This window comes from Xenorhabdus budapestensis, assembly GCF_017743015.1.
GTDB classification, from domain to species: domain Bacteria; phylum Pseudomonadota; class Gammaproteobacteria; order Enterobacterales; family Enterobacteriaceae; genus Xenorhabdus; species Xenorhabdus budapestensis.
Genome location: NZ_CP072455.1, coordinates 4,170,001 through 4,194,409, shown reverse-complemented (window position 1 = coordinate 4,194,409; position 24,409 = coordinate 4,170,001). Strand labels below are relative to the sequence as shown.

Annotated in this window: 35 protein-coding genes and 3 pseudogenes (1 of these 38 cut by a window edge); 32 read left to right on the top strand and 6 right to left on the bottom strand. The window is 44.4% G+C overall.

Translation table 11 applies throughout. From position 1 onward, the window contains the following. The first annotated feature begins 2 nt into the window (after positions 1-2). The 25 genes from rpsS (at position 3) to HGO23_RS18465 (ending at position 12,701) form a co-directional block, all read left to right on the top strand. Entirely contained in the window at positions 3-281 is a 279-nt protein-coding gene (gene rpsS, locus HGO23_RS18585) for a 30S ribosomal protein S19 (RefSeq protein ID WP_011148791.1), read from the top strand. A gap of 14 nt (positions 282-295) precedes the next feature. Next, positions 296-628, top strand: a complete 333-nt coding sequence (rplV, locus tag HGO23_RS18580) for a 50S ribosomal protein L22 (RefSeq protein WP_038269610.1) — start codon at positions 296-298, stop codon at positions 626-628. A gap of 17 nt (positions 629-645) precedes the next feature. Further along, the gene (rpsC, locus tag HGO23_RS18575; RefSeq protein WP_099134163.1) at positions 646-1,347 is read left to right on the top strand and encodes a 30S ribosomal protein S3; all 702 of its coding nucleotides are present in this window, start codon (positions 646-648) and stop codon (positions 1,345-1,347) included. Between the two features lie 12 nt (positions 1,348-1,359). Beyond that, the gene (gene rplP, locus HGO23_RS18570; protein ID WP_012990491.1) at positions 1,360-1,770 is read left to right on the top strand and encodes a 50S ribosomal protein L16; all 411 of its coding nucleotides are present in this window, start codon (positions 1,360-1,362) and stop codon (positions 1,768-1,770) included. Beyond that, positions 1,770-1,961: a 50S ribosomal protein L29 gene (rpmC, locus tag HGO23_RS18565; RefSeq protein ID WP_010847484.1), complete on the top strand. Its 192-nt coding sequence runs from the start codon at positions 1,770-1,772 to the stop codon at positions 1,959-1,961. Before rplP ends, rpmC begins: the two co-directional genes overlap by 1 nt. Then, the gene (gene rpsQ, locus HGO23_RS18560; RefSeq protein WP_010847485.1) at positions 1,961-2,215 is read left to right on the top strand and encodes a 30S ribosomal protein S17; all 255 of its coding nucleotides are present in this window, start codon (positions 1,961-1,963) and stop codon (positions 2,213-2,215) included. Before rpmC ends, rpsQ begins: the two co-directional genes overlap by 1 nt. A 175-nt stretch (positions 2,216-2,390) precedes the next feature. Then, positions 2,391-2,762, top strand: a complete 372-nt coding sequence (gene rplN, locus HGO23_RS18555; protein ID WP_004246955.1) for a 50S ribosomal protein L14 — start codon at positions 2,391-2,393, stop codon at positions 2,760-2,762. 10 nt (positions 2,763-2,772) lie between these two features. Next, positions 2,773-3,087, top strand: coding sequence for a 50S ribosomal protein L24 (gene rplX, locus HGO23_RS18550; RefSeq protein WP_099134164.1), 315 nt, complete (start codon positions 2,773-2,775; stop codon positions 3,085-3,087). Between the two features lie 13 nt (positions 3,088-3,100). Beyond that, positions 3,101-3,640 (top strand): 50S ribosomal protein L5, encoded by a 540-nt coding sequence (gene rplE, locus HGO23_RS18545; RefSeq protein ID WP_099134165.1) that lies wholly within the window; start codon positions 3,101-3,103, stop codon positions 3,638-3,640. Between the two features lie 12 nt (positions 3,641-3,652). Continuing rightward, the gene (rpsN, locus tag HGO23_RS18540; protein WP_099134166.1) at positions 3,653-3,958 is read left to right on the top strand and encodes a 30S ribosomal protein S14; all 306 of its coding nucleotides are present in this window, start codon (positions 3,653-3,655) and stop codon (positions 3,956-3,958) included. 33 nt (positions 3,959-3,991) lie between these two features. Next, positions 3,992-4,384: a 30S ribosomal protein S8 gene (rpsH, locus tag HGO23_RS18535; protein ID WP_038269618.1), complete on the top strand. Its 393-nt coding sequence runs from the start codon at positions 3,992-3,994 to the stop codon at positions 4,382-4,384. 14 nt (positions 4,385-4,398) lie between these two features. Then, positions 4,399-4,932, top strand: coding sequence for a 50S ribosomal protein L6 (gene rplF, locus HGO23_RS18530; RefSeq protein WP_209027465.1), 534 nt, complete (start codon positions 4,399-4,401; stop codon positions 4,930-4,932). Positions 4,933-4,941: 9 nt separating this feature from the next. Then, complete coding sequence (gene rplR, locus HGO23_RS18525) at positions 4,942-5,295, top strand: 50S ribosomal protein L18 (RefSeq protein ID WP_099134168.1); 354 nt, start codon at positions 4,942-4,944, stop codon at positions 5,293-5,295. A 14-nt stretch (positions 5,296-5,309) separates the two neighbouring features. Then, complete coding sequence (rpsE, locus tag HGO23_RS18520; protein ID WP_099134169.1) at positions 5,310-5,810, top strand: 30S ribosomal protein S5; 501 nt, start codon at positions 5,310-5,312, stop codon at positions 5,808-5,810. Between the two features lie 5 nt (positions 5,811-5,815). Beyond that, the gene (rpmD, locus tag HGO23_RS18515; protein WP_008913894.1) at positions 5,816-5,995 is read left to right on the top strand and encodes a 50S ribosomal protein L30; all 180 of its coding nucleotides are present in this window, start codon (positions 5,816-5,818) and stop codon (positions 5,993-5,995) included. A gap of 3 nt (positions 5,996-5,998) precedes the next feature. Beyond that, positions 5,999-6,433, top strand: coding sequence for a 50S ribosomal protein L15 (rplO, locus tag HGO23_RS18510; protein WP_209027464.1), 435 nt, complete (start codon positions 5,999-6,001; stop codon positions 6,431-6,433). Positions 6,434-6,440: 7 nt separating this feature from the next. Next, positions 6,441-7,772, top strand: a complete 1,332-nt coding sequence (gene secY / locus HGO23_RS18505) for a preprotein translocase subunit SecY (RefSeq protein ID WP_099134171.1) — start codon at positions 6,441-6,443, stop codon at positions 7,770-7,772. 32 nt (positions 7,773-7,804) lie between these two features. Continuing rightward, positions 7,805-7,921, top strand: a complete 117-nt coding sequence (gene rpmJ / locus HGO23_RS18500) for a 50S ribosomal protein L36 (protein ID WP_012768118.1) — start codon at positions 7,805-7,807, stop codon at positions 7,919-7,921. A gap of 147 nt (positions 7,922-8,068) precedes the next feature. Next, positions 8,069-8,425, top strand: a complete 357-nt coding sequence (rpsM, locus tag HGO23_RS18495; protein WP_209027463.1) for a 30S ribosomal protein S13 — start codon at positions 8,069-8,071, stop codon at positions 8,423-8,425. Between the two features lie 15 nt (positions 8,426-8,440). Further along, complete coding sequence (gene rpsK, locus HGO23_RS18490; protein ID WP_002919257.1) at positions 8,441-8,830, top strand: 30S ribosomal protein S11; 390 nt, start codon at positions 8,441-8,443, stop codon at positions 8,828-8,830. A 34-nt stretch (positions 8,831-8,864) separates the two neighbouring features. Further along, positions 8,865-9,485, top strand: coding sequence for a 30S ribosomal protein S4 (gene rpsD, locus HGO23_RS18485; protein WP_099134173.1), 621 nt, complete (start codon positions 8,865-8,867; stop codon positions 9,483-9,485). Between the two features lie 25 nt (positions 9,486-9,510). After that, positions 9,511-10,500 (top strand): DNA-directed RNA polymerase subunit alpha, encoded by a 990-nt coding sequence (locus HGO23_RS18480; RefSeq protein WP_038269634.1) that lies wholly within the window; start codon positions 9,511-9,513, stop codon positions 10,498-10,500. A 40-nt stretch (positions 10,501-10,540) separates the two neighbouring features. Next, complete coding sequence (rplQ, locus tag HGO23_RS18475) at positions 10,541-10,933, top strand: 50S ribosomal protein L17 (protein WP_038269636.1); 393 nt, start codon at positions 10,541-10,543, stop codon at positions 10,931-10,933. 191 nt (positions 10,934-11,124) lie between these two features. After that, complete coding sequence (gene zntR, locus HGO23_RS18470; RefSeq protein WP_209027462.1) at positions 11,125-11,538, top strand: Zn(2+)-responsive transcriptional regulator; 414 nt, start codon at positions 11,125-11,127, stop codon at positions 11,536-11,538. Between the two features lie 140 nt (positions 11,539-11,678). Further along, on the top strand, positions 11,679-12,701 hold the full coding sequence (locus tag HGO23_RS18465; RefSeq protein WP_209027461.1) for an IS110 family RNA-guided transposase: 1,023 nt from the start codon (positions 11,679-11,681) through the stop codon (positions 12,699-12,701). A 146-nt stretch (positions 12,702-12,847) separates the two neighbouring features. Here HGO23_RS18465 and HGO23_RS18460 read toward each other — a convergent pair. Together HGO23_RS18460 and HGO23_RS18455 are read right to left on the bottom strand one after the other, a co-directional pair. After that, positions 12,848-13,814, bottom strand: a pseudogene (locus HGO23_RS18460) (IS110 family RNA-guided transposase). Between the two features lie 292 nt (positions 13,815-14,106). Next, positions 14,107-14,991 carry an IS982 family transposase gene (locus HGO23_RS18455; protein ID WP_209027460.1) on the bottom strand — a complete coding sequence of 295 codons (885 nt, stop codon included), beginning with the start codon at positions 14,989-14,991 and terminating at the stop codon, positions 14,107-14,109. Positions 14,992-15,117: 126 nt separating this feature from the next. Between HGO23_RS18455 and HGO23_RS18450 the strand changes: the two are divergent. Beyond that, positions 15,118-15,319: pseudogene (locus HGO23_RS18450) on the top strand (alternative ribosome-rescue factor A). 157 nt (positions 15,320-15,476) lie between these two features. Then, positions 15,477-16,486: pseudogene (locus HGO23_RS18445) on the top strand (IS110 family RNA-guided transposase). A 303-nt stretch (positions 16,487-16,789) separates the two neighbouring features. Here HGO23_RS18445 and trkA read toward each other — a convergent pair. The 4 genes from trkA to def form a co-directional block, all read right to left on the bottom strand. Next, positions 16,790-18,166 (bottom strand): Trk system potassium transporter TrkA, encoded by a 1,377-nt coding sequence (trkA, locus tag HGO23_RS18440; protein WP_099134178.1) that lies wholly within the window; start codon positions 18,164-18,166, stop codon positions 16,790-16,792. Between the two features lie 97 nt (positions 18,167-18,263). Beyond that, positions 18,264-19,553 (bottom strand): 16S rRNA (cytosine(967)-C(5))-methyltransferase RsmB, encoded by a 1,290-nt coding sequence (gene rsmB, locus HGO23_RS18435; protein WP_099134596.1) that lies wholly within the window; start codon positions 19,551-19,553, stop codon positions 18,264-18,266. Positions 19,554-19,657: 104 nt separating this feature from the next. Further along, positions 19,658-20,605, bottom strand: a complete 948-nt coding sequence (gene fmt, locus HGO23_RS18430) for a methionyl-tRNA formyltransferase (RefSeq protein WP_099134179.1) — start codon at positions 20,603-20,605, stop codon at positions 19,658-19,660. A 23-nt stretch (positions 20,606-20,628) separates the two neighbouring features. Then, the gene (def, locus tag HGO23_RS18425) at positions 20,629-21,141 is read right to left on the bottom strand and encodes a peptide deformylase (protein WP_209027459.1); all 513 of its coding nucleotides are present in this window, start codon (positions 21,139-21,141) and stop codon (positions 20,629-20,631) included. Between the two features lie 131 nt (positions 21,142-21,272). On the opposite strand from def, the gene dprA reads away from it, so the two are divergent. The 5 genes from dprA to HGO23_RS18400 all read left to right on the top strand — a co-directional run. After that, positions 21,273-22,349, top strand: coding sequence for a DNA-protecting protein DprA (gene dprA / locus HGO23_RS18420; protein ID WP_209027458.1), 1,077 nt, complete (start codon positions 21,273-21,275; stop codon positions 22,347-22,349). A 63-nt stretch (positions 22,350-22,412) separates the two neighbouring features. Then, a complete protein-coding gene (locus HGO23_RS18415) occupies positions 22,413-22,964 on the top strand; it encodes a DNA topoisomerase family protein (protein WP_099134182.1) in 552 nt (183 codons plus the stop codon). A gap of 1 nt (position 22,965) precedes the next feature. Next, positions 22,966-23,535: an L-threonylcarbamoyladenylate synthase type 1 TsaC gene (gene tsaC / locus HGO23_RS18410; protein WP_099134183.1), complete on the top strand. Its 570-nt coding sequence runs from the start codon at positions 22,966-22,968 to the stop codon at positions 23,533-23,535. A gap of 6 nt (positions 23,536-23,541) precedes the next feature. Then, a complete protein-coding gene (gene aroE / locus HGO23_RS18405) occupies positions 23,542-24,381 on the top strand; it encodes a shikimate dehydrogenase (RefSeq protein WP_209027457.1) in 840 nt (279 codons plus the stop codon). Then, positions 24,356-24,409, top strand: partial view of a DUF1488 family protein gene (locus HGO23_RS18400; RefSeq protein ID WP_209027456.1) — the 5' portion only. Its footprint extends 216 nt past the window's final position; the window shows 54 of its 270 coding nt (coding positions 1-54); the start codon lies at positions 24,356-24,358; the stop codon falls past the right edge of the window. The genes aroE and HGO23_RS18400 overlap by 26 nt, the downstream gene beginning before the upstream one ends.

The window sequence follows — 24,409 nt, the reverse complement described above, 5'->3', positions numbered from 1 at the left end:
CCATGCCACGTTCTCTCAAGAAAGGTCCATTTATTGACCTGCACTTGCTGAAGAAGGTAGAGAAAGCGGTGGAAAGCGGAGACAAAAAGCCTATTAAGACTTGGTCCCGTCGTTCAACGATCTTTCCTAACATGATCGGTTTGACCATCGCTGTCCATAATGGTCGTCAGCATGTTCCAGTTTTTGTTTCCGACGAAATGGTTGGTCACAAGCTGGGTGAATTCGCGCCGACCCGTACTTATCGCGGCCATGCGGCCGATAAAAAGGCTAAAAAGCGCTAAGGTAGGAGGAAGAGATGGAAACTATCGCTAAACATCGCCACGCTCGTTCTTCTGCTCAGAAGGTTCGTCTTGTGGCTGACCTGATCCGCGGTAAGAAAGTGTCGCAAGCTCTGGAAATTCTGACCTTTACCAACAAAAAAGCTGCTGGTTTAGTGAAGAAAGTACTTGAGTCTGCTATTGCTAACGCAGAACACAACGATGGCGCTGACATCGATGATCTGAAAGTTGCGAAAATTTTCGTAGATGAAGGTCCAACCATGAAGCGTATTATGCCTCGTGCCAAAGGCCGTGCAGATCGTATCCTGAAGCGCACCAGCCACATTACTGTGGTTGTGTCCGATCGCTGAGACTCTGGAGACTAGCAATGGGTCAGAAAGTACATCCTAATGGTATTCGTCTGGGGATTGTCAAACCTTGGAACTCTACCTGGTATGCGAATACCAAAGAATTCGCTGACAACCTGGACAGTGACTTTAAAGTTCGCCAGTACTTGAATAAAGAACTGGCTAAAGCATCTATTTCACGTATCGTTATTGAACGTCCTGCGAAAAGCATCCGTGTGACTATCCACACTGCTCGTCCAGGCATCGTAATCGGTAAAAAAGGTGAAGACGTCGAAAAGCTGCGCAAAGCTGTAGCGGACATCGCTGGTGTTCCTGCGCAGATTAATATTGTCGAAGTGCGTAAACCTGAACTGGACGCAAAATTGGTTGCTGACAGCATCAGTGCGCAGCTGGAACGTCGTGTTATGTTCCGTCGTGCTATGAAACGTGCTGTACAGAACGCAATGCGTCTGGGTGCTAAAGGCATCAAAGTGGAAGTAAGCGGCCGTCTGGGTGGTGCTGAAATCGCACGTACTGAATGGTATCGTGAAGGTCGTGTACCTCTGCACACTCTGCGTGCAGACATCGACTACAACACTTCAGAAGCGCACACCACTTATGGTGTAATCGGCGTTAAGGTATGGATCTTCAAAGGTGAGATCCTGGGTGGTATGGCTGCAGTTGAACAGGCGGAAAAACCGACTGTACAACCTAGAAAGCAGCAGCGTAAAGGCCGCAAGTAAGGAGAGTCGCTGATGTTACAACCAAAGCGTACGAAATTCCGTAAAGTGCACAAGGGCCGTAACCGCGGTCTGGCTGCAGGTGCGGATGTCAGCTTCGGCACTTTCGGTCTGAAAGCTGTGGGCCGTGGTCGTCTGACAGCTCGTCAGATCGAAGCGGCACGTCGTGCTATGACCCGTGCAATTAAGCGTCAAGGTAAAATCTGGATCCGTGTGTTCCCAGACAAACCAATCACCGAGAAGCCACTCGAAGTGCGTATGGGTAAAGGTAAAGGTAACGTAGAGTATTGGGTTGCCTTGATCCAGCCTGGTAAAGTCCTGTATGAAATGGACGGTGTGCCTGAAGAGCTGGCTCGTGAAGCATTCAAGCTGGCGGCAGCGAAACTGCCTATCAAAACCACCTTTGTAACTAAGACGGTGATGTAATGAAAGCACAAGAGCTGCGCGAAAAAAGCGTTGAAGAGCTGAACACTGAGCTGCTGAATCTGTTACGTGAACAATTTAATCTGCGTATGCAGGCAGCAAGTGGCCAGCTGCAACAGTCTCACCTGTTGAAACAAGTGCGTCGTAATATTGCACGCGTTAAGACTTTACTGACTGAGAAGGCGGGTGCGTAATGACCGATAAAATCCGTACTCTGCAAGGTCGTGTTGTTAGCGACAAAATGGAAAAATCCATCGTTGTTGCTATTGAGCGTAAGGTGAAACACCCTCTGTATGGTAAGTTCATCAAGCGTACGACTAAGTTGCATGTACATGACGAGAACAATGAATGTGGAATTGGTGATGTAGTGGAAATCCGCGAAACCCGTCCACTGTCTAAGACTAAATCTTGGACCTTAGTTCGCGTTGTAGAGAAAGCGGTTCTATAGTAGAACGTTATCTCGTAAGAAGTAAACGGCTCAAAAAATAACGGGGCCGTTTATTTTTCTGTCCATCACGAAGATGTGGTGTTATAATGCCGCGCCCTCGTAGTATGGGATATTGAAACGGCCTCTTTAAAAATAAAGTGGCTCAGTAGTAGTTGACATTTAGCGGAGCACTAAAATGATCCAAGAACAGACTATGCTGAACGTGGCCGACAACTCCGGTGCACGTCGCGTAATGTGTATCAAGGTTCTAGGTGGCTCGCACCGTCGCTACGCAGACGTCGGTGATATCATTAAGATCACTATCAAGGAAGCAATTCCTCGCGGTAAAGTGAAAAAAGGTGATGTCCTGAAAGCGGTAGTGGTGCGCACCAAGAAGGGTGTTCGTCGCCCGGACGGTTCTGTCATTCGCTTCGATAGCAATGCTTGCGTATTGTTGAATAACAATAGTGAGCAAGTTATCGGTACGCGTATTTTTGGGCCGGTGACTCGTGAACTTCGTAATGAAAAGTTCATGAAAATTATCTCTCTGGCACCTGAAGTACTCTAAGGAGCAGGCAATGGCAGCGAAAATCCGTCGTGATGACGAAATCATCGTGCTGACTGGTAAAGACAAAGGTAAGCGCGGTAAAGTAAAACAGGTTCTTTCTTCTGGTAAGATTGTTGTTGAAGGTATCAACTTGGTTAAAAAACATCAGAAGCCAGTTCCGGCTCTGAACCAACCAGGTGGTATCGTTGAAAAAGAAGCAGCTATCCAGGCTTCTAACGTTGCAATCTTTAATGTAGCAACCGGCAAGGCTGACCGTGTAGGTTTTAGATTCGAAGACGGCAAAAAAGTACGTTTCTTCAAATCTAACAACGAAACTATCAAGTAATTTGGAGTATACGATGGCGAAACTGCATGATTACTACAAAGACGAGGTAGTCAAAAAACTGATGACTCAGTTTGGTTACCATTCTGTCATGCAAGTCCCTCGGGTCGAGAAGATCACCCTGAACATGGGTGTTGGTGAAGCGATTGCTGACAAAAAACTGCTGGATAACGCAGCGGCTGATTTGGCGGCAATTTCTGGTCAAAAACCACTGATCACCAAAGCACGCAAATCAGTTGCAGGCTTCAAAATCCGTCAGGGCTATCCAATCGGCTGTAAAGTAACCCTGCGTGGCGAACGCATGTGGGAGTTCTTTGAGCGCCTGATTTCTATTGCTGTACCACGTATCCGTGACTTTCGTGGTTTGTCCGCTAAATCATTTGATGGACGTGGTAACTACAGTATGGGTGTTCGTGAGCAAATCATCTTCCCTGAAATCGACTACGATAAAGTGGATCGTGTACGTGGTTTGGATATTACCATCACCACTACTGCGAAATCTGATGATGAAGGCCACGCACTGTTGGCTGCGTTTAACTTCCCGTTCCGCAAGTAAGGCAGGGTATTCATGGCTAAGCAATCAATGAAAGCACGTGATGTAAAACGTGCGAAGTTAGCTGAGAAATTCTTCGCAAAACGCGTTGAACTGAAAACGATCATCTCTGATGTAAAAGCATCTGATGAAGAACGTTGGAATGCTATTCTCAAGCTGCAAACACTGCCACGTGATTCCAGCCCTTGCCGTCAGCGTAACCGCTGCCGTCAAACTGGGCGTCCGCATGCATTTTTGCGGAAGTTTGGGTTGAGCCGTATTAAAGTCCGTGAAGCCGCTATGCGCGGTGAAATCCCGGGCCTTAAAAAGGCTAGCTGGTAATTGTCACCAATTGAATCACGGGAGTAAAGACAGATGAGCATGCAAGATCCGATCGCGGATATGCTGACCCGTATCCGCAACGGTCAGGCCGCGAATAAAGTTGCGGTCACCATGCCTTCCTCCAAGCTGAAAGTGGCAATTGCCAAAGTGCTGAAGGAAGAAGGTTATATTGAAGATTTTAAAATCGAAGGCGACACCAAGCCAGAACTGGAAGTTACTCTGAAATACTTCCAAGGTAAGGCTGTTGTAGAAAGCATCCAGCGTGTAAGCCGTCCAAGTCTGCGCATCTATAAGAAAAAAGATGAGCTGCCACAAGTTATGGCTGGCTTGGGTATCGCTGTTGTTTCTACCTCTAAAGGTGTAATGACTGATCGTGCAGCTCGCCAGGCTGGTCTGGGTGGCGAGATTCTCTGTTACGTAGCTTAATTCGGGAGGAAAGAATGTCTCGTGTTGCAAAAGCACCCGTCGTCATTCCTGCCGGCGTAGAGGTTAAACTCAGCGGTCAGGTTATTTCGATTAAGGGTAAAAACGGCGAATTGAGTCGTGAAATCCACAGAGCAGTTGAAGTTATACATGCAGATAACCAACTGACTTTCGCTCCACGCGAAGGTTTTGTAGATGCTTGGGCACAGGCAGGTACAACTCGTTCTCTGCTGAATGCAATGGTTATCGGTGTTAACGAAGGCTTCACTAAGAAGCTTCAACTGGTGGGTGTTGGTTACCGTGCAGCAGTTAAAGGCGACACTGTTAGTTTGTCTTTAGGCTTCTCGCATCCGGTTGAGCATCAACTGCCAGCAGGCATTACTGCGGAATGCCCATCACAAACTGAAATCGTACTGAAAGGTGCTGATAAGCAGGTGATTGGTCAGGTTGCGGCAGATCTGCGTGCCTATCGTCGTCCTGAGCCATACAAAGGCAAGGGTGTTCGTTACGCCGATGAAGTCGTGCGTACCAAAGAGGCTAAGAAGAAGTAAGGTAACACTATGGATAAGAAAGCAGCTCGTATCCGTCGTGCGACCCGCGCACGCCGCAAGCTCCAGGAACTGGGTGCAACTCGCCTGGTGGTACATCGTACCCCTCGCCATATTTACGCGCAGGTTATCGCACCAAATGGTTCTGAAACTCTGGTGGCAGCTTCTACAACAGAAAAAGCTATCAGTGAACAATTGAAATTCACTGGAAACAAAGAAGCCGCAGCAGTTGTTGGTAAAATTATTGCTGAACGTGCTCTGGAAAAAGGTATCAAAAACGTATCCTTTGACCGTTCTGGTTTCCAATATCATGGTAGAGTCCAGGCACTGGCAGAAGCTGCCCGTGAAGCTGGCCTTCAGTTCTAAGGTAGAGGTGTAAGATGGCTCACATCGAAAAACAAGCTGGCGAACTGCAGGAAAAGCTGATCGCGGTAAACCGCGTATCTAAGACCGTTAAAGGTGGTCGTATTTTCAGCTTTACAGCACTGACTGTAGTTGGTGATGGTAACGGTCGCGTTGGTTTTGGTTACGGCAAAGCACGCGAAGTTCCGGCAGCGATCCAGAAAGCGATGGAAAAAGCACGTCGCAATATGAAAACCGTCGCACTTAACAGCGGCACTCTGTACCACCCAGTGAAAGGCACACATACCGGTTCCCGAGTATTCATGCAGCCTGCTCACGAAGGGACAGGTATCATCGCAGGTGGTGCAATGCGTGCTGTTCTGGAAGTTGCTGGGGTTCGTAACGTACTGGCTAAAACCTATGGTTCCACTAACCCAATCAACGTGGTTCGTGCAACTCTGGACGCTTTAGACAGTATGAAGTCTCCAGAAATGGTCGCAGCTAAGCGTGGCAAATCCATCGAAGAAATTCTGGGGTAATGACTATGGCTAAGACTATTAAAATTACTCAGGTTCGCAGCTCAATTGGTCGTTTGCCTAAACACAAGGCAACTCTGACTGGCTTAGGTCTGCGTCGCATTGGTCATACTGTTGAGCGTGAAGATACACCAGCGGTTCGCGGTATGGTCAACTTGGTTTCCTATATGGTTAAAGTTGAGGAGTAACAGATGCGCTTAAATACTCTGTCTCCGGCTGAAGGTGCCAAGCACGCACCTAAACGTGTAGGTCGTGGTATCGGTTCTGGTCTGGGTAAAACTGGCGGCCGTGGTCACAAAGGTCAGAAGTCTCGTTCTGGCGGTGGCGTACGTCGTGGTTTCGAAGGCGGCCAGATGCCTTTGTACCGTCGTTTGCCAAAATTTGGCTTTACTTCACGTAAGGCAATGGTCACAGCGGAAATCCGTTTGTCTGACTTTGCTCGCGTAGAAGGCGATGTTATCGATCTGAATGCACTGAAAGCTGCTAATATTGTTGGCCCTCAAATTGAGTTCGCGAAAGTTATACTTTCTGGCGAAGTTAATCGTGCAGTAATTGTGCGTGGCTTGCGTGTTACCAAAGGCGCCCGTGCTGCAATTGAAGCTGCTGGCGGTAAAATTGAGGAATAAGTAACAGATGGCTAAACAACCGGGATTAGATTTTCAAAGTGCTAAAGGCGGATTAGGTGAGTTAAAACGCAGACTTTTGTTTGTTATTGGAGCTCTGATTGTTTTCCGTATTGGTTCTTTTATTCCAATCCCTGGTATTGATGCCACTGTGCTTGCCAAATTGCTCGAACAGCAAAGAGGCACCATCATTGAAATGTTTAATATGTTCTCTGGTGGTGCTTTAAGCCGTGCTTCCATCTTTGCACTGGGTATAATGCCGTATATTTCTGCATCTATTATTATCCAGTTGCTGACAGTGGTTAACCCCCGTTTAGCAGAGATTAAGAAGGAAGGGGAAGCTGGTCGTCGTAAGATCAGTCAATACACCCGTTATGGCACATTAGTGCTGGCAATATTCCAGTCAATCGGTATTGCTACTGGGTTGCCGAATATGCCTGGGATGCAAGGGTTAGTTATTAATCCAGGTTTTGCATTTTATTTCACGGCTGTTGTAAGTCTGGTCACGGGAACCATGTTCTTGATGTGGCTAGGTGAACAGATTACTGAACGAGGTATTGGTAACGGTATTTCAATCATAATCTTTGCTGGTATTGTTGCGGGCCTTCCGCCTGCAATTGGTCACACCATCGAGCAAGCTCGGCAAGGCGATCTGCACTTCCTCCTGTTGCTGTTGGTTGCAGTTTTAGTGTTTGCGGTAACTTTCTTCGTTGTTTTCATGGAGCGTGGTCAACGTCGTATCGTTGTTAACTATGCCAAACGTCAACAAGGTCGTAGAGTTTATGCAGCGCAAAGTACACATTTACCGTTGAAAGTGAATATGGCTGGGGTTATCCCTGCAATTTTTGCTTCCAGTATTATTTTGTTCCCTGGTACTATAGCCTCTTGGTTTGGTAGTGGAGCAAATTGGAGCTGGTTGACAACTATTTCTATGTATTTGCAGCCAGGTCAACCACTTTATGTGTTATTATACGCATCTGCAATCATCTTCTTCTGTTTCTTTTACACGGCGTTGGTGTTCAATCCAAGAGAAACGGCAGATAACCTGAAGAAGTCCGGTGCATTTGTACCAGGAATTCGTCCGGGAGAGCAAACGGCTAAGTACATTGATAAAGTAATGACTCGTCTAACCTTAGTTGGTGCGTTATATATTACTTTTATCTGCTTAATCCCGGAGTTCATGCGTGATGCAATGAAAGTCCCATTCTATTTTGGTGGTACTTCCCTACTGATTGTAGTCGTCGTCATCATGGACTTTATGGCTCAAGTGCAAACTCTGATGATGTCGAGTCAATATGAGTCTGCATTGAAGAAAGCAAACCTGAAAGGATATAATCGCTAATTGGTTTGCTTGAGAAGTTACGGAGAGTAAAAATGAAAGTTCGTGCTTCCGTCAAGAAATTATGCCGCAACTGCAAAATCGTTAAACGTAACGGTATCGTTCGTGTGATTTGTAGTGCAGAGCCTAAGCATAAACAACGCCAAGGCTAATTAATCGCATATTTTTCTTGCAAAGTTGGGTTGAGCTGGCTAAATTAGCCAGCCAATCTTTTTATCTGACAGCAACATTATTTGAGTATCCTGAAAACGGGCTTTTCAGAATGATGTTGCGGTGAATAAATATTGTAGGAGTGCATAGTGGCCCGTATAGCAGGCATTAACATTCCTGATCAGAAACATACTGTGATCGCATTAACTTCGATTTACGGTATCGGTAAAACCCGCTCACAGGCTATCTGTGCAGCAGTGGGTATTGCTGAACATGTTAAGATCAGTGAGCTGTCTGAAGAGCAAATTGACAAGCTGCGTGACGAAGTTGCTAAATACGTTGTAGAAGGTGATTTGCGTCGTGAAGTGACCCTGAGTATCAAACGTCTGATGGATCTTGGTTGCTATCGTGGTTTGCGTCATCGTCGTGGTCTGCCTGTTCGCGGTCAGCGTACTAAGACCAATGCACGTACCCGTAAGGGTCCGCGTAAACCGATCAAGAAATAATCGGGGTATTGAATAATGGCAAAAGCACCTATTCGTGCACGTAAGCGTGTAAGAAAACAAGTCTCTGACGGTGTGGCTCATATCCATGCTTCTTTCAACAACACCATTGTTACTATTACTGATCGTCAGGGTAACGCTTTGGGTTGGGCAACTGCCGGTGGTTCCGGTTTCCGTGGTTCTCGTAAATCTACTCCGTTCGCAGCTCAGGTTGCAGCAGAGCGCTGTGCTGAAGCTGTAAAAGAATACGGAATTAAGAACCTGGAAGTTATGGTTAAAGGACCTGGTCCTGGCCGTGAGTCAACTATCCGCGCACTGAACGCGGCTGGTTTCCGCATCACTAACATTACTGATGTGACTCCGATCCCTCATAACGGTTGTCGTCCACCGAAAAAACGTCGCGTTTAATACGTTTCGTTTTTAGGATTGTTGGAGAAAGAAAATGGCAAGATATTTGGGTCCTAAGCTCAAGCTGAGCCGTCGCGAGGGTACAGACCTTTTCCTAAAGTCTGGCGTTCGCGCGATTGACACCAAGTGTAAATTAGAACAAGCACCAGGCCAGCACGGCGCTCGTAAACCGCGTCTGTCTGACTATGGTGTTCAGTTACGTGAAAAACAAAAAGTTCGTCGTATTTACGGTGTTCTGGAGCGTCAATTCCGTAACTATTACAAAGAAGCGACTCGTCTGAAAGGCAACACAGGTGAAAACCTACTTACTTTGCTGGAAAGTCGCTTGGATAACGTCGTTTATCGTATGGGGTTTGGTGCGACTCGCGCTGAATCACGTCAGATGGTGAGCCATAAGGCTATCATGGTAAATGGTCGCGTTGTTAACATCGCTTCTTATCAGGTATCCCCGAATGACGTAGTCAGCGTTCGTGAAAAAGCGAGAAAGCAGGCTCGTATTAAGGCAGCTTTAGAGCTGGCTGAGCAGCGTGAGAAACCAACTTGGTTGGAAGTTGATGCTGCGAAGATGGAAGGTGTGTTCAAACGTATTCCTGAACGTACTGATCTATCCGCTGACATCAACGAACACCTGATCGTCGAGCTTTACTCTAAGTAAAGCTTAGCACCAAAGAGAGGACACAATGCAGGGTTCTGTGACAGAGTTTCTAAAACCGCGCCTGGTAGATATCGAGCAAGTCAGTTCGACGCACGCCAAGGTGACCCTTGAGCCATTAGAGCGTGGTTTTGGCCATACTCTTGGCAACGCACTGCGCCGTATTCTGCTTTCGTCTATGCCGGGTTGTGCGGTGACTGAGGTTGAGATTGATGGTGTACTGCATGAGTACAGCACCAAAGAAGGTGTACAGGAAGATATCCTGGAGATTCTCCTCAATCTGAAAGGGCTGGCGGTGAAAGTTCAGGGCAAAGATGAAGTCATCCTTACCTTGAATAAATCTGGCATTGGCCCTGTGACTGCAGCCGACATCATCCATGACGGTGATGTTGAAATCGTCAAGCCGCAGCACGTAATCTGCCATCTGACTGACGAAAGCGCTTCCATTAGCATGCGTATTAAAGTTCAGCGCGGTCGTGGTTATGTGCCGGCTTCTGCCCGAATTCATTCGGAAGAAGATGAGCGCCCTATCGGTCGTTTGTTAGTAGATGCTTGCTATAGCCCAGTAGAGCGTATCGCCTACAATGTTGAAGCAGCTCGTGTAGAACAGCGTACTGACTTGGATAAGCTGGTTATCGAGATGGAGACTAACGGCACAATCGACCCTGAAGAGGCGATTCGCCGTGCAGCTACTATTCTGGCTGAACAACTGGAAGCTTTCGTTGATTTACGTGATGTACGTCAACCAGAAGTTAAAGAAGAGAAGCCAGAGTTTGATCCGATACTGCTGCGCCCTGTTGACGATCTGGAATTGACTGTCCGCTCTGCTAACTGCCTTAAGGCAGAAGCTATCCACTACATCGGTGATTTGGTACAGCGTACTGAGGTTGAGTTACTTAAAACACCTAATCTGGGTAAAAAATCTCTTACTGAGATTAAAGACGTACTGGCTTCGCGTGGACTTTCTCTGGGCATGCGTCTGGAAAACTGGCCACCAGCAAGTATTGCTGATGAATAACTAGATCACAGGTTAAGGTTTTACTGAGAAGGATAAGGTCATGCGCCATCGTAAGAGTGGTCGTCAATTGAACCGCAACAGCAGCCATCGCCAAGCTATGTTCCGCAACATGGCAGGTTCTTTGGTTCGTCATGAAATCATCAAGACGACTCTGCCTAAAGCGAAAGAACTGCGTCGCGTCGTTGAGCCGCTGATTACTCTTGCCAAGACCGACAGCGTAGCTAATCGTCGTCTGGCATTCGCCCGTACTCGTGATAACGAGATCGTGGCAAAACTGTTTAATGAACTGGGCCCGCGTTTTGCGAGCCGCGCAGGTGGTTACACTCGTATTCTGAAGTGTGGCTTCCGTGCTGGTGACAATGCACCGATGGCATATATCGAGCTTGTTGACCGTGCCGCTGAGTCTAAGACAGAAGCAGCATCTGCAGAGTAATCTGTAGAAGCGTAAAAAACCGGGTATTATCCCGGTTTTTTATCGCTCTTTATTTTTCTATCCAGTCTAATGTTTTTCCTTCCGATTTCTTTTAGTTATCCTTTAGTTAATAGTGAGCATCGTCTGGTGTGGTGATTTATTGATCTATTCTGGTAGTATTGATTTTATTTCCTGTTTGATTAGAGGTTGCTATGTATCGTATTGGGCAATTGGCTAAATTAGCGAATGTTACACCTGATACTGTTCGTTTTTATGAGAAACAGGGATTGATGGAACATGAGGAAAGAACAGAAGGAGGATATCGGCTTTATACAAAGCAAGATTTACAGCGGTTACGATTTATTCGTTATGCAAAACAGTTGGGTTTTACATTAGACGCGATTGTAGAATTATTATCTATTCGTGTTGATCCTGAGCATCATACTTGTCAAGAGTCTAAGCAACTTGTTGATTCCAGATTACAAGAAATAGAAGAAAAAATATTGGAAATGCAGAAAATGCGCGATTCTTTAAAAATGTTGAGTGATGCTTGTTGTGGTAGTGCACACACTAGTACATATTGTTCTATATTGGAAATCTTAGAAGAGGGAGCAACAAACAGATAATTTTTCTTTATTATTCTGAGTAACTAAGAGTACAATTTGTGTTCTTAAATTTAACCCGAATTAATGAAATGGACACCCTCCCTAAAACGGCTTCAGTGAGCCATGCTGAATACATCAGCAAAAATATGAAGAGGTGTCCAATGGAACAAGTTATCGGAATTGATCTGGCAAAGCGAGTGTTTCAAGTACATATTGCGTCCCCGCTTGGCAAAGTGATTAAAAATACGGTGGTTTCACGCAATAAACTGATCACTTTCATTGCGCAACAGCCTCCTTCAAAAATTGTGATGGAAGCGTGTGGCAGTGCAAACTACTGGAGTCGCCAATTTAAACGCTTTGGTCACGAAGTGAAGCAAATCAGTCCCCAATATGTCGGCCCATTCAGAATGGGCAGCAAAAATGATAAAAATGATGCTATGGCTATTGTGGAAACAGACAGTCGTCCGGGGATGCGTTATGTCCCGGAAAAAACACAGGCACAACAGGATATTCAGTGTTTGCATCGGGTTCGCCAGCGGTTAATGAAAAACAGAACGGCGCGGATTAATCAGATCCGGGGATTGGGCTTGGAATATGGCATTGCCATCCCGGAAAGCGCTCATAAGGAGGAGCAATGTTTGCCTGAACATCTGGAAAACGCGGAAAATGACCTGACCCCAATGAGCCGCGAACTATTTCAGGAACTGCTGTTTGAACTCAAAGAACAGCAGCAGCGTCTGAAGGAACGGAATAAGCGTCTCGACCACTTGAATGCGCAACAGGAAGATATCGGGCGGCTACTGACACTGCCGGGTATCGGTCCGCTGGGAGCATCGGCTCTGATGGTAGCCTTGGGCGATAGCAAAGACTTCAAAAATGGCCGCCATTTTGCCAGCTATCTGGGGCGGGTACCAAGAGAACATAGCAGCGGAGGCAACGTTAGGTTATTGGGGATCACGAAACGCGGGGATAGCTATTTGCGTGGAATACTGATCCACGGTGCCCGCTCAGTGGTTTATTGGGTGCAAAAACTCCCCGACGAACGATGTAATGGATTGCAACGTTGGTTAAAAGATTTGATATCCCGCAGCGGACTCAATAAAGCGTCTGTTGCACTGGCGAATAAAAATGCCCGAATCGCGTGGGCACGGGTCAACCCACAATCAAGTTATAAAGCACGGTGAGTGACTCATGATGTCAATGTCATTGATGTAGTAGAAATCCTTAAGCAGATGTACTGACAGGTAGTACCGACTCTCTGTGAACCTGGTAAACGGATCAGTCTATCGAGACTGTCGAATTAATGAGCAACTGTCTTCAACCGTATTTTTTAAGAAGTCAACTGATGGTAAGACTCATCCCATATCTGGCTATTTCTAACCATTGCGTTAATGATGGTCAGAAGCTTACGCATACAGGCAACCAGAGCCACTTTTTTGGGTTTACCTGCTGCTACCAGACGGGTGTAAAAATGCCTGATAACCGCGTTAAACCGAGTTGCCACAAGTGTGGCCATATACAGCGTTGCACGAACGCTGGCTCTTCCACCAAAGGTTGTTCGTCGTCCGCGCATTTTTCCCGAGTCGCGATTAATCGGGGCGACGCCAATAAGCGCGCTGATTTCGCGACGCGAAAGTTTACCCAGTTCAGGAACCTCAGCCAGCAAAGTCGCAATGGTAGCCGCGCCAATACCTTTTACACTGCTGAACAACTCAGACAATACCTTGAAATGTTCTCTGACGTGTTTTATCCATATTCCGGTCAATATGAGCCAGTTCTTTTTCCAGCGCATCAATGATCGCCTTAATGCTCTTATGACTCTGTGGATGAGAAGGATACAATCGGTTACGTTCTGCAACCAGCATAGAAATCAACTGTCGTCTGCGCACGACCATTGCCGCGAGAGCTTGCCGTTTAATGTCAGGCAGGGAACGAATAAATCGTTCTCTGTCTGGGTGGCGATTAATCACTTCTCCCATCTGGGCCAGCATTCTGGCATCAATGCTGTCTGTCTTAGCCAGATACCCCATAGACCGGGCAAAATCACGAGCCTGCCTGGGATTAATGACAGCGATGTCAAAACCTTCAGACTGAAGAAAGCACGCTACAGCATTCTCCAGTCCTCCGGTGGCCTCCATAAGGATCAGAGAGATGTTTTTTTCTCTGAGTTTTGCCAGAATGATATCAAAACCGTCAGTATCATTACTGACCGTAAACGATACTACTGCTCCAACAGAAACATCCAGAGAAGATTTGGATACATCAATACCAACACACAGCGGATCCAGCAAACTCATATTTACCTACCCTTGCATATACGAAATGTTATCAGGCAACTGTTCGGGTTTCAGATGAGCAGCTTAGTTCATGCGTCATTTGCTCCAGTGCGGGCTTCAAAGCCCAGGGATCCATCGGACTACATGAACCTTGCTAAACCCTGTCATTATTTATTCTATACGGGTTTCAAGATACAAGGGCAGAGAGTGCGGATTTTCATCAGGGCTCATTGAAGCCGAATAGATGCTTGCGACTACGTTGTCAGAAAAATTTACTCACCCACTTGATTCGAGTCGGTGTCCATATATCCGTTTAAGCCGTCACGGGGAAATCTTCTGCTGAGTAGAAAACTTTCAGTGATGGTTTCTTCCATTTAAGGCAGTAAGCAATCACACCCCCTAAAACGGTCAACAGAAATCCTGTTATACTTCGGTGACGAGAATGCTCTATTTGAGAAATTGTTTTTAATTGCCCATTAATTGTCTCGATGATAAAACGCTTTGATAACATTATCTTATCCCACTCAGCCAGCACACGGGCTTTCATGTTACGGCGCTTTGTCGTGATGAAAGTGACACCGGTTTGAGTTAAATCGTCTGCCAGTTCCTGGCTAAGATAACCTTTGTCACCATACAGAAAACCCGTTAATTCTTTTGCTAATTCTTGAACAGGTTCCCGATCATCCACATTACCCGCTGTAACTTTAAGTGCCAGAATTTCGCCTCGATGGTTAACAATCAAATGTAATTTGAAACCGTAAAACCCTCCCATGGAGGTTTTTCCTCGTTTTGCTACCCCCTCAAATACCTTATGGCGGGGAATACGGACGTTATGGCACACACGCAAACTCGTGGAATCAATAAAAGCAATCCCGGTGGTTTTTCCTTTTAATTGCGTCAAATAACGGCATAGTGGCACCAAAACGGCAGGGGCGACACTGACAAAACGGGTATAACTGAGCAAGGTGGGAAAATCGGTATGATGATATTTCCAAATATGTTCCAGATAAAAATGTTTAAAATCACGGTAATGCGACATATGAAAGAGGATCAAGATGGTCATAATTTCACTGGGATACATGTGACCTTGTCTGCGGCACAGACGATACCCCTTATTGAGACAAAACTGCTCCCATTGAGGCATGAAAAAACGACAAAAGTCATCGACATCGCAGAAAATTTCAACTAATTTGTTCATTGCCTGTTCCTCCTCAGAGCGGTTTTTGGTGTGCACCAAAATTTTGCTCTTGGAACAGGCACTTCGTCAATTTCTTATCCAGAATTCAGGTTAAATTTAATTAAACAACTACATCTTGAGGTCACTATGACGACATATCGCCATAAAAAAGGCGTTATAAAAGATAATGCTATAGAAGCTCTTCTCCATGATCCTCTGTTTAGGCAAAGGGTAGAAAAAAATAAAAAGGGTAAAGGAAGTTATCGTCGTAAAGAAAAACATGGTAAAAATAGTGGGTTGGGAGGCCAATGATAATAATTTTTTCAAGTTGTTATCATTGGTCTTCTAATGTTTTGAGCAAAAATAATGAAATGAGCACCGCCCTCCCCCTCTACGCAAAATGTTGGCGGTAGCGTGGATGTGGGATGACAAAAATGGGAAAGAGAGGAGTACTATCACGGTGATAATCCGACCTCGTTTTTCCGATCAAACCGGAGGAAGCAAAAATGAAACCTGTGCCAGTCGGTGTCGACATTGCCAAGAACATTATCCAGGTTCATTACCTTGATGAGCAAACAGGTGAAATCTTTAGCAAAGCCATCAAGCGTAACAAATTTCTCGCGTTTTTTTCAAACCGTGATACCTGCCTTATTGGTATGGAAGCGTGCGGCGGAGCACATCATTGGGCCAGACAACTCATTAGTCAGGGGCATCAGGTTAAATTAATGCCAGGTGAGTACGTTAAGGCCTTTAATATCCGGAACAAAAATGATATCGCCGATGCGCAAGCCATCTGGCGTGCAGTCCAGCAACCGGGTAAAGCCGTTGCCGTGAAGACCGAGGCACAACAGGCGATGCTGTCTCTACACAGGATACGTTCGCAACTGATGAAGTTCCGCTTGATGCAAACGAATGAACTCCACGGATTACTGGCTGAATATGGTGAAGTCATGGGAAAAGGGTATGCCAGTCTTGTCAAGTCAGTACCTGACATTCTTTCCCGTTTATCAGAATGATTGCCCGCTGTCCTGATCAACAGCCTGCACGAACAACTGAGCGAAATAAACCGGATAGACAAACGTATCACTGATATTGAATATCGGATACGAGAGCTGAGTAAAGATGATCCTGCCGTGCAGGCCATCAGTGAAATCCCCGGTGTTGGTTTACTGACAGCAACAACGGCAGTGGCGTCAATGGGGATGCAAAGACCTTCCGTTCAGGCCGAGAATTCGCTGCCTGGATAGGGCTGGTTCCGAGGCAGATCGGGACAGGTGGCAAAATAGTGCTACAGGGGATCAGTAAGCGGGGTGACAAATACCTGAGAAAACTGCTCATCAACGGAGCTCACTGCGTCATACAGAACGCACGAGATCCCGGGCCGTGGGTCACTGATCTGCTCAAGCGTCGACCAATCAATGTGGTGTCAGTTGCCTTGGCCAACAAAATGGCGCGGACGATATGGGCGGTTCTTGCTCATGGAAGATCTTATCAAAAAGACTATATTTCCGGATAATCCATCTTTGACATCAACATAGTGCGTTGAGGGAATAAATATCGATATTCAATAGATTGCCCAGGCAGTGTATGTAATGACAGAACAGGTCAGACCGGGACTCACCAAGCCTGAAAAAATATTGAACTCCGGGTTCGTAAAGGTAATGAGGTGTGAGTCGGCGAATTTCATTAGGGCTAGCAACTGCATCTGTTGTGAAAAGCCGGATATATAGCTGCAATCGTCCTGTCGTCATCAAGTACAATGTTTGGCAAACGGGAGGTGCTCATATATATTTTTTGAACCTGTAGAAATGAAAACCGTTTATAGGAAGAACGGGCTTGGCTGGAATAACTTTTCTACTTCGGGAACGAATTTCTTATCCGTAATAAACATGATCACATGGTCGCCTTGCTGAATGAGGCTGTAATCATTGGCAATGATGACTTCTTCTCCACGGACAATAGCGCCAATTGTTGTTCCTGAAGGCAGTTTTATGTCTCCTATTTTACGCCCAACTACTTTGGAAGTGTGTTCGTCACCATGAGCAATGGCTTCAATAGCTTCGGCAACGCCTCTCCTTAATGAGAATACACTGACAATATCTGCTTTGCGGACATGGCCAAGTAGAGCAGATACAGTGGCTTGTTGTGGAGATATAGCAATATCAATGACTCCACCTTGTACCAAATCAACATATGCACTGCGTTGAATAAGTACCATGGCTTTTTTGGCTCCCATTCGTTTTGCGAGCATAGCTGACATGATATTGGCTTCATCATCATTAGTTAATGCTATGAAAACATCAACTTGTTCAATATGTTCTTCTGCCAGTAACTCTTGATCTGAAGCATCACCATAGAACACGATAGTATTGTGCAGTAGTTCTGCAAGCTCAGTTGCTCTTTCTTGATTATGTTCGATAAGTTTGACGCTATAATCTTTTTCAAGACGTAACGCTAAACCTGCTCCAACGTTGCCGCCTCCGACAATCATGATTCGCTTATAAGGTTTTTCAAGGCGTTGCAATTCGCTCATTACAGCTCTGATATGCTGTGATGCAGCAACAAAAAATACTTCGTCTCCAGCCTCTATAATTGTAGAACCTTGTGGTCTGATTGGGCGATCTTGTCGAAATATCGCAGCAACTTTACTATCGATATGTGGCATATGCTCGCGGAGGGAGGATAAGGCGTTACCTACCAATGAGCCACCATAATAAGCTTTTACTGCTACAATGCTGATCCGTCCTTCTGAAAAATTAACAACTTGCAAGGCTCCAGGATATTGAATCAATTTATAGATATAATCAATGACTAATTGTTCCGGGGATATCAGATAATCGATTGGGATATCATCAGGTTGAAATAATTTTTCTGATTCGCGGATATATTCAGATGAACGGATACGGGCGACTTTATTAGGTGTGTTAAATAGAGAATAGGCAATTTGGCAGGCAATCATGTTGGTTTCATCTGAGTTGGTGACAGCAACCAACATATCAGCATCTTCTGCTCCAGCTTCCCTCAAAACTCTGGGGTGAGATCCGTGACCATTCACAACTCGTAGATCGAATTTGTCCTGTAACTGGCGTAAACGATCTGTATCGGTATCAACGACAGTAATGTCATTGTTCTCATCAACTAAGTTTTCAGCTAATGTTCCACCAACTTGACCAGCACCCAGGATAATTATTTTCATAGCTATTCTCTTTGTGTGTTAGAAGCTACATTTTATTTTTGTTATTTTAGCAAAGCCATTATATTCTCTCTCGTCCGATAGGGGCGAGAGAAAATTATTATTGCTTAGTCAATCGGGCATAAAAGAAACCGTCACCACCAATTGTTTCTGGAGTAATTTGTATTCCGGGTGTTTCCAATGTGCCTGTTCCAGAGAGTTCAGCGTCTGCATGTCGTTCTAAGAATGCTTTGATTTGCTCACTATTTTCATTTGGTAAAATGGAACATGTTGCATAGACCAGCGTGCCATTCTTTTTTAAATATGGCCAAATAGCATCAAGAATTTCAGATTGTAGTGTGACTAATTGATCAATATCTTCATTTCTCCTTAGCCACTTTATATCAGGATGACGGCGGATCACACCTGTTGCCGAACATGGTGCATCAAGCAGAATACGATCGAATTGCTCTCCGGCAGCCCATTCATGTGGAAGACGTCCATCGCCTGTTTTGACGACAGCATGTAAACTAAGACGTTGTAAATTTTCTTTCACACGCTTAATTCTTTGCTCATCAATATCGATAGCAAGTACTTTGGAGTTTGGCGCTATCTCAAGTACATGGGTTGTTTTTCCGCCTGGAGCAGCGCAAAGATCGAGGATCTTTTCTTCATCACGTGGCATTAATAATTCAGCACACCCTTGAGCAGAACGATCTTGAATGGTGACCCAACCTTTATCAAATCCGGGCAGGATATTCACAGAGCAAGGGGTTAGCAGGCGAATTGCATTGGGATAATTTTTATCCAGCTCTGCTGCTATATTGGCTTCTTGTAATAAGGCAATGTATTGATTCGCAGAGTAATGGAGCTGATTAACACGTAGCCACATAGGTGGTTTTTGATTATTTGCATCTACAATATTTTTCCAATCTTGTGGATAAGCTTTTTGGATGCGGGCCAACAGCCATTTGGGATGTAAATGGTGACTGACATTATTATTGGCTTGTTCGACTAACTCTTGTTGTTGGCGCTGAAATTGCCGGAGAACACCATTAATCAATCCTTTTAATTGTGGGCGTTTTAAGCTGATTGCACCATTAACAGTTTCAGCAAGTGCAGCATGTGCAGGTATGCGTGTATACGTAAGTTGATACATTCCAATCATGATCAAGTAGTGAAAAACGCGTTGCTTACCTTTCAATGGTTTTGCCATCAATTGGGAGATAAACCACTCCAGTTGAGGTAATACCCTCATTACGCCAAAACAGAGTTCTTGGAGAAGAGCTTTATCTTTGTCAGACACTTTTTGTTGGAGTTCAGGTATAACAGAGCTGAGAGACTGCCCTTGTTCCAGCACTTGGCTAATCGCTGTTGCAGCGATGCTTCGTAGGTTATATATATTTTTCATGATATGAGTATGGTCAAAAGTATGATTAAGAAGCTGAATATCATCAGCATAATAGTAAAGAAGGAAGATACCTGTATGGTGCCAGCATACAGGCAAATGAATATTTAGTTGATTTTGTTACCCGGAGTGAACCACTCGCTTTTAGAGTTTAATAAATCGGCGGCTGACATTGCTTTCTTACCAGAAGGTTGCAGCTGAGTAATATTCAATATCCCATCAGTAGTGGCAACTTGAATGCCTTTCTTATCCGCATGAACAATTGTTCCTGGAGCTTGGTTAGTTCCTTCTTCAATGACATTGGCCTGCCAAACCTTGATAGGCTGTTCATCAATAAAAAAGTAACTTACTGGCCAAGGGTTGAATGCACGAATACAGCGTTCAAGTTGGGTTGCCGACAAACTCCAATCTATTTTTGCTTCATTTTTGCTGAGCTTTTCAGCATACGTTGCAAGAATATTATCCTGAATTTCTGGCTGGCTCTTTCCCGATGTGATTAGGTTCAATGTATTGAGTAATGCATCAGAGCCAATATTAGCAAGCTTGTCATACAGGCTTGCGCTAGTATCTTCATTTGTAATTGGGCAGGTTGCTTTTAACAGCATATCACCAGTATCAAGGCCTGCATCCATTTGCATGATCGTTACACCAGTTTCTTTATCACCAGCCCAAATGGCGCGCTGGATAGGTGCTGCACCGCGCCAATGAGGTAACAAAGAGCCGTGAACATTGAGGCATCCCAGGCGTGGTATATCTAATACTGCTTGAGGCAGGATCAAACCGTATGCAACAACGATCATAATATCAGCTTGTTGATCTATGACCCACTGTTGACTTTCTTCTGTACGTAATGTTTTGGGCTGGAAAACCGGTATGCCGTGTTCTTCTGCCAATACTTTTACAGGACTTGGTGTCAATTTATTACCTCTTCCTGCCGGTTTATCAGGTTGAGTGAGTACTCCAACAACTTGGTGCTGCGATTTTAATAAAGCAGCCAAATGGCTAGCCGAGAAATCAGGTGTTCCGGCAAAAATAATATGTAAAGAATCAGACACTGTTATTTCCTGTAATGATGAGTTTACTTGGCTTTGACTCTCAGTCGGTCAATTTTTTCGACTTTCTGACGAATACGTTGACGTTTCAGCGGTGACAGATAATCAACGAACAGTTTACCGATCAAGTGATCCATTTCGTGTTGAATACAGATGGCTAACAGACCATCAGCTTCTAATTCAAATGGTTGACCATGATAATCCAGGGCTTTAATTTTGACTTGCGCGAAACGCGGTACAAACGCACGTTGTTCAGGAACAGATAAACAGCCTTCTTCAATTCCTGCTTCTCCAGATTCATTAACTAGTTCTGGGTTGATAAATACAAGTCTCTGGTCACGGTTTTCTGAAACATCAATGACAACAATTCGCTGATGAATATTAACTTGGGTTGCTGCCAAACCGATGCCTTCCTCTTCATACATCGTTTCAAACATATCATCAATGATACGTTGGATTCTTGCATCAACTTTTTCAACTGGTTTTGCAACTGTGCGAAGCCGCTCGTCTGGGTAATGTAATACTTGTAAAACTGACATATAAGTTTAGAACTGCATCCAAAAAGTGAGTGATAATTGGAATCTATTCTAGACATTTCCTGATTAGATTGACAGTATTGCCTACAAATTAGTCATGTAAGTGTGACAGCTTATTGAGTCAGGATGACAATATGGAAGTGATGGAAATATGGTTGCGAATGAGAATGGTTTCTCATCTGTCAGCCGTAAAAGCAGTGCCTATTATTGAGCGACTTTTGCAAACAAAAAATGTCAATCATGCTGTAATAAGAGATTGTGGTTTATCATCTTCGCAGTGCACACAGTTTCTAAAGGCCAACCCTTCTGTGTTGGTTTCGAGTCTCAATTGGTTGGAGCAACAAGGGAATCACTTATTGACTTTCTCTCATCCGGCATATCCCCTTTTATTGAAACAGATCTATTCTCCTCCACTTGTGCTTTTTGTATCAGGTGATATGACCGTTTTATCTGAGAAACAAGTTGCAATGGTAGGTAGTAGATCAGCAAGTTTTTATGGTGAAAAATGGGGAAAGATATTTGCTGGTGGATTAGCTGAAAATGGAGTAGTAGTAACCAGTGGATTGGCGATTGGGATTGATGGTATCTGCCATCAGGCGGCTGTGGATGCGGCTGGAAAAACTGTAGCTGTATTGGGAAGTGGACTTAAAAATATTTACCCTAGCCGTCATCAAAAATTAGCTCACCGTATAAAAGAAAATGGCGTTCTGGTTTCTGAATTTTTCCCCGATATACCACCTAAGGCCAAAAATTTTCCAAGACGAAACCGGATTATTAGCGGATTGAGTTTAGCGCTTATTATTGTTGAAGCTCACCAGAATAGTGGTTCACTGATTACGGCCCGCTGTGCACTTGAACAAGGAAGAGATATTTTTGCATTACCAGGTCCACTGGGAGTGAATTCAAATGAGGGTAATCACTGGTTGATCAAACAGGGAGCTTATTTAGCAACCAATGTGATGGATGTTATGGAACATATCCAGACGAACTTTCAATGGGTTAATTTGGAGAAAGAAGATAATAAACAATTTGAACAAACTGAGTTGCCATTTGCTGATGTGCTGGTTAACGTAAGTGATGAGGTCACACCAGTTGATATAATTGCCCAACGTTCTTCTCTTCCTATTACAGAAGTTATGACCCAGCTATTGGAGCTTGAGCTGATGGGAAAAGTCGCTGTCGTTGCTGGTGGCTATGTTCGAGTGAATTGAGTTTTCCCTTTTACTAAAAGTTATGGTTTTTCAATATGGTAGCTAATATTCAGCGAGTAGGATATGCCTAAAAAGATGCCTTTTGCGATAAAAGAAACAGAACATTGCTCTGATTGTGGTGCTGAATTAGTAATCCGCAACGGAGCTCATGGCCCATTTTATGCCTGTTCTAATTATCCGTCATGCTGTTATGTTCGGCCGTTAAAAGCATCTTCAGATGGACATATTGTCAAGGAATTAAAAGGACAAACTTGTTCGAAATGTGGCTCTACCTTGGTCTTACGGCAAGGGCGGTATGGCATGTTTATTGGCTGTAGTAATTATCCTGAATGTGATCATACGGAAATCATCGATAAACCTGATGATACTTCAATTAATTGCCCTCAATGTAAGCAAGGCAAATTACTTCAACGAAAGTCACGATTTGGTAAAACATTTCATGCCTGTAATCGATATCCCGAATGTCAGTTTACACTGAACAATAAACCGATATCTGGGGAGTGTGAGTTTTGTCATTATCCCTTGTTAATAGAGAAGAAAACTGCTCAAGGCATTAAATTGTTTTGCGCTAGTAAATTGTGTAGCAAGCAGCAATTCATTAGAACCGAGAAATAAAATGAGTAATAAAGTTTCACCTGAATTTGATGTAATTATTACTGCCTTAAAAGAAGAAAAAGTGATTGCTTATCCGACAGAGGCTGTGTTTGGGTTGGGTTGTGATCCTGACAGTGAAACAGCGGTTAACAGACTATTATTGCTGAAAAATAGGCCATGGGAAAAAGGGCTGATCCTTATTTCTGATAGCTATGAGCGGCTATACTCCTATGTTAATGATGAACAGTTAGATGATGAACAAAAAAAGACAGTTTTTTCTTTTTGGCCGGGGCCAGTGACATGGGTTATTCCAGCCAAAGTGACAACACCAAAATGGTTGACGGGGAAATTTTCAAAATTAGCCGTTCGAGTTACAGATCATCCTTTAGTTAAACAATTATGTTCCCTTTATGAGAAACCTCTTGTATCGACTAGTGCAAATTTGAGTGGGTTGGAGCCGTGTCGGAGTGCAGAAGAGGTTCGTCGACAATTTGGAAACGATTTTCCGGTATTAGAAGGGGAAATTGGTGGGCGTAAGAATCCATCAGAAATCAGGGATGCTTTGACAGGTAAACTATATCGACAAGGGTAGGGAATAATGGATAAATTTGCGGTTTTTGGTAATCCGATTGCGCACAGTAAATCCCCTGATATTCATCGATTATTTGCTGAGCAAACGGGTATTGAGCATCAATATGGGCGGGTACTTGCTCCAATAGAACATTTTGAACAATCGTTGGAGCAATTTTTTGTGCGGGGCGGTTTAGGGGCGAACATTACCGTTCCTTTTAAAGAACGAGCTTATGAGTATGCACATAAATTGACTAAACGCGCAAAACTCAGTGGTGCAGTTAATACCTTAAAAATGATTGAAGATAATCAGGTTTTTGGTGATAACACTGATGGTGTTGGATTATTGGCAGACTTGCAACGACTCAATTTTATTAGCCAAGGGCAGCATATACTGATTATAGGGGCTGGTGGTGCAGCAAAAGGGGTAATTTCTCCTTTATTAGAGTCAGGTTGTAAGATTACTATCACTAATCGTACGTTCGCACGTGCACAAGCAATAGCGGATAAATTTTTTGTATTAGGTCATATCCAGGCCGTTGATATAAAGTCTCTCCTGTCTCCGGATTTTGATCTTATCATCAATGCAACAGCTTCTGGTCTTAGTGGGAGTATTCCTGAAATATCACCCCTGATTTTCCATGATGATAGTGCTTGCTACGATATGTATTACCAACAGGGATTAACTTCTTTTCTTGATTTTGCTCAGAGAAATAATGTCTCACGTCTGGCTGATGGATTAGGGATGCTGGTGGGACAGGCTGCACATGCTTTTGCACTGTGGTATGGAGTTCTACCAGAAGTAGAATCTGTTTTAACTATTTTAAGGAAAGAATTACAACATGAATCAGGCTATTCAATTTCCTGACCGTGAAGAATGGAATGAGCAGGAAAAC

What these genes read in the sequence shown, in the direction of transcription:
- rpsS (WP_011148791.1), top strand. Translation starts at nt 3, where the DNA reads ATGCCACGTTCTCTCAAGAAAGGTCCATTTATTGACCTGCACTTGCTG.
- rplV (WP_038269610.1), top strand. Translation starts at nt 296, where the DNA reads ATGGAAACTATCGCTAAACATCGCCACGCTCGTTCTTCTGCTCAGAAG.
- rpsC (WP_099134163.1), top strand. Translation starts at nt 646, where the DNA reads ATGGGTCAGAAAGTACATCCTAATGGTATTCGTCTGGGGATTGTCAAA.
- rplP (WP_012990491.1), top strand. Translation starts at nt 1,360, where the DNA reads ATGTTACAACCAAAGCGTACGAAATTCCGTAAAGTGCACAAGGGCCGT.
- rpmC (WP_010847484.1), top strand. Translation starts at nt 1,770, where the DNA reads ATGAAAGCACAAGAGCTGCGCGAAAAAAGCGTTGAAGAGCTGAACACT.
- rpsQ (WP_010847485.1), top strand. Translation starts at nt 1,961, where the DNA reads ATGACCGATAAAATCCGTACTCTGCAAGGTCGTGTTGTTAGCGACAAA.
- rplN (WP_004246955.1), top strand. Translation starts at nt 2,391, where the DNA reads ATGATCCAAGAACAGACTATGCTGAACGTGGCCGACAACTCCGGTGCA.
- rplX (WP_099134164.1), top strand. Translation starts at nt 2,773, where the DNA reads ATGGCAGCGAAAATCCGTCGTGATGACGAAATCATCGTGCTGACTGGT.
- rplE (WP_099134165.1), top strand. Translation starts at nt 3,101, where the DNA reads ATGGCGAAACTGCATGATTACTACAAAGACGAGGTAGTCAAAAAACTG.
- rpsN (WP_099134166.1), top strand. Translation starts at nt 3,653, where the DNA reads ATGGCTAAGCAATCAATGAAAGCACGTGATGTAAAACGTGCGAAGTTA.
- rpsH (WP_038269618.1), top strand. Translation starts at nt 3,992, where the DNA reads ATGAGCATGCAAGATCCGATCGCGGATATGCTGACCCGTATCCGCAAC.
- rplF (WP_209027465.1), top strand. Translation starts at nt 4,399, where the DNA reads ATGTCTCGTGTTGCAAAAGCACCCGTCGTCATTCCTGCCGGCGTAGAG.
- rplR (WP_099134168.1), top strand. Translation starts at nt 4,942, where the DNA reads ATGGATAAGAAAGCAGCTCGTATCCGTCGTGCGACCCGCGCACGCCGC.
- rpsE (WP_099134169.1), top strand. Translation starts at nt 5,310, where the DNA reads ATGGCTCACATCGAAAAACAAGCTGGCGAACTGCAGGAAAAGCTGATC.
- rpmD (WP_008913894.1), top strand. Translation starts at nt 5,816, where the DNA reads ATGGCTAAGACTATTAAAATTACTCAGGTTCGCAGCTCAATTGGTCGT.
- rplO (WP_209027464.1), top strand. Translation starts at nt 5,999, where the DNA reads ATGCGCTTAAATACTCTGTCTCCGGCTGAAGGTGCCAAGCACGCACCT.
- secY (WP_099134171.1), top strand. Translation starts at nt 6,441, where the DNA reads ATGGCTAAACAACCGGGATTAGATTTTCAAAGTGCTAAAGGCGGATTA.
- rpmJ (WP_012768118.1), top strand. Translation starts at nt 7,805, where the DNA reads ATGAAAGTTCGTGCTTCCGTCAAGAAATTATGCCGCAACTGCAAAATC.
- rpsK (WP_002919257.1), top strand. Translation starts at nt 8,441, where the DNA reads ATGGCAAAAGCACCTATTCGTGCACGTAAGCGTGTAAGAAAACAAGTC.
- rpsD (WP_099134173.1), top strand. Translation starts at nt 8,865, where the DNA reads ATGGCAAGATATTTGGGTCCTAAGCTCAAGCTGAGCCGTCGCGAGGGT.
- HGO23_RS18480 (WP_038269634.1), top strand. Translation starts at nt 9,511, where the DNA reads ATGCAGGGTTCTGTGACAGAGTTTCTAAAACCGCGCCTGGTAGATATC.
- rplQ (WP_038269636.1), top strand. Translation starts at nt 10,541, where the DNA reads ATGCGCCATCGTAAGAGTGGTCGTCAATTGAACCGCAACAGCAGCCAT.
- zntR (WP_209027462.1), top strand. Translation starts at nt 11,125, where the DNA reads ATGTATCGTATTGGGCAATTGGCTAAATTAGCGAATGTTACACCTGAT.
- HGO23_RS18465 (WP_209027461.1), top strand. Translation starts at nt 11,679, where the DNA reads ATGGAACAAGTTATCGGAATTGATCTGGCAAAGCGAGTGTTTCAAGTA.
- HGO23_RS18455 (WP_209027460.1), bottom strand. Translation starts at nt 14,991, where the DNA reads ATGAACAAATTAGTTGAAATTTTCTGCGATGTCGATGACTTTTGTCGT.
- trkA (WP_099134178.1), bottom strand. Translation starts at nt 18,166, where the DNA reads ATGAAAATAATTATCCTGGGTGCTGGTCAAGTTGGTGGAACATTAGCT.
- rsmB (WP_099134596.1), bottom strand. Translation starts at nt 19,553, where the DNA reads ATGAAAAATATATATAACCTACGAAGCATCGCTGCAACAGCGATTAGC.
- def (WP_209027459.1), bottom strand. Translation starts at nt 21,141, where the DNA reads ATGTCAGTTTTACAAGTATTACATTACCCAGACGAGCGGCTTCGCACA.
- dprA (WP_209027458.1), top strand. Translation starts at nt 21,273, where the DNA reads ATGGAAGTGATGGAAATATGGTTGCGAATGAGAATGGTTTCTCATCTG.
- HGO23_RS18415 (WP_099134182.1), top strand. Translation starts at nt 22,413, where the DNA reads ATGCCTAAAAAGATGCCTTTTGCGATAAAAGAAACAGAACATTGCTCT.
- tsaC (WP_099134183.1), top strand. Translation starts at nt 22,966, where the DNA reads ATGAGTAATAAAGTTTCACCTGAATTTGATGTAATTATTACTGCCTTA.
- aroE (WP_209027457.1), top strand. Translation starts at nt 23,542, where the DNA reads ATGGATAAATTTGCGGTTTTTGGTAATCCGATTGCGCACAGTAAATCC.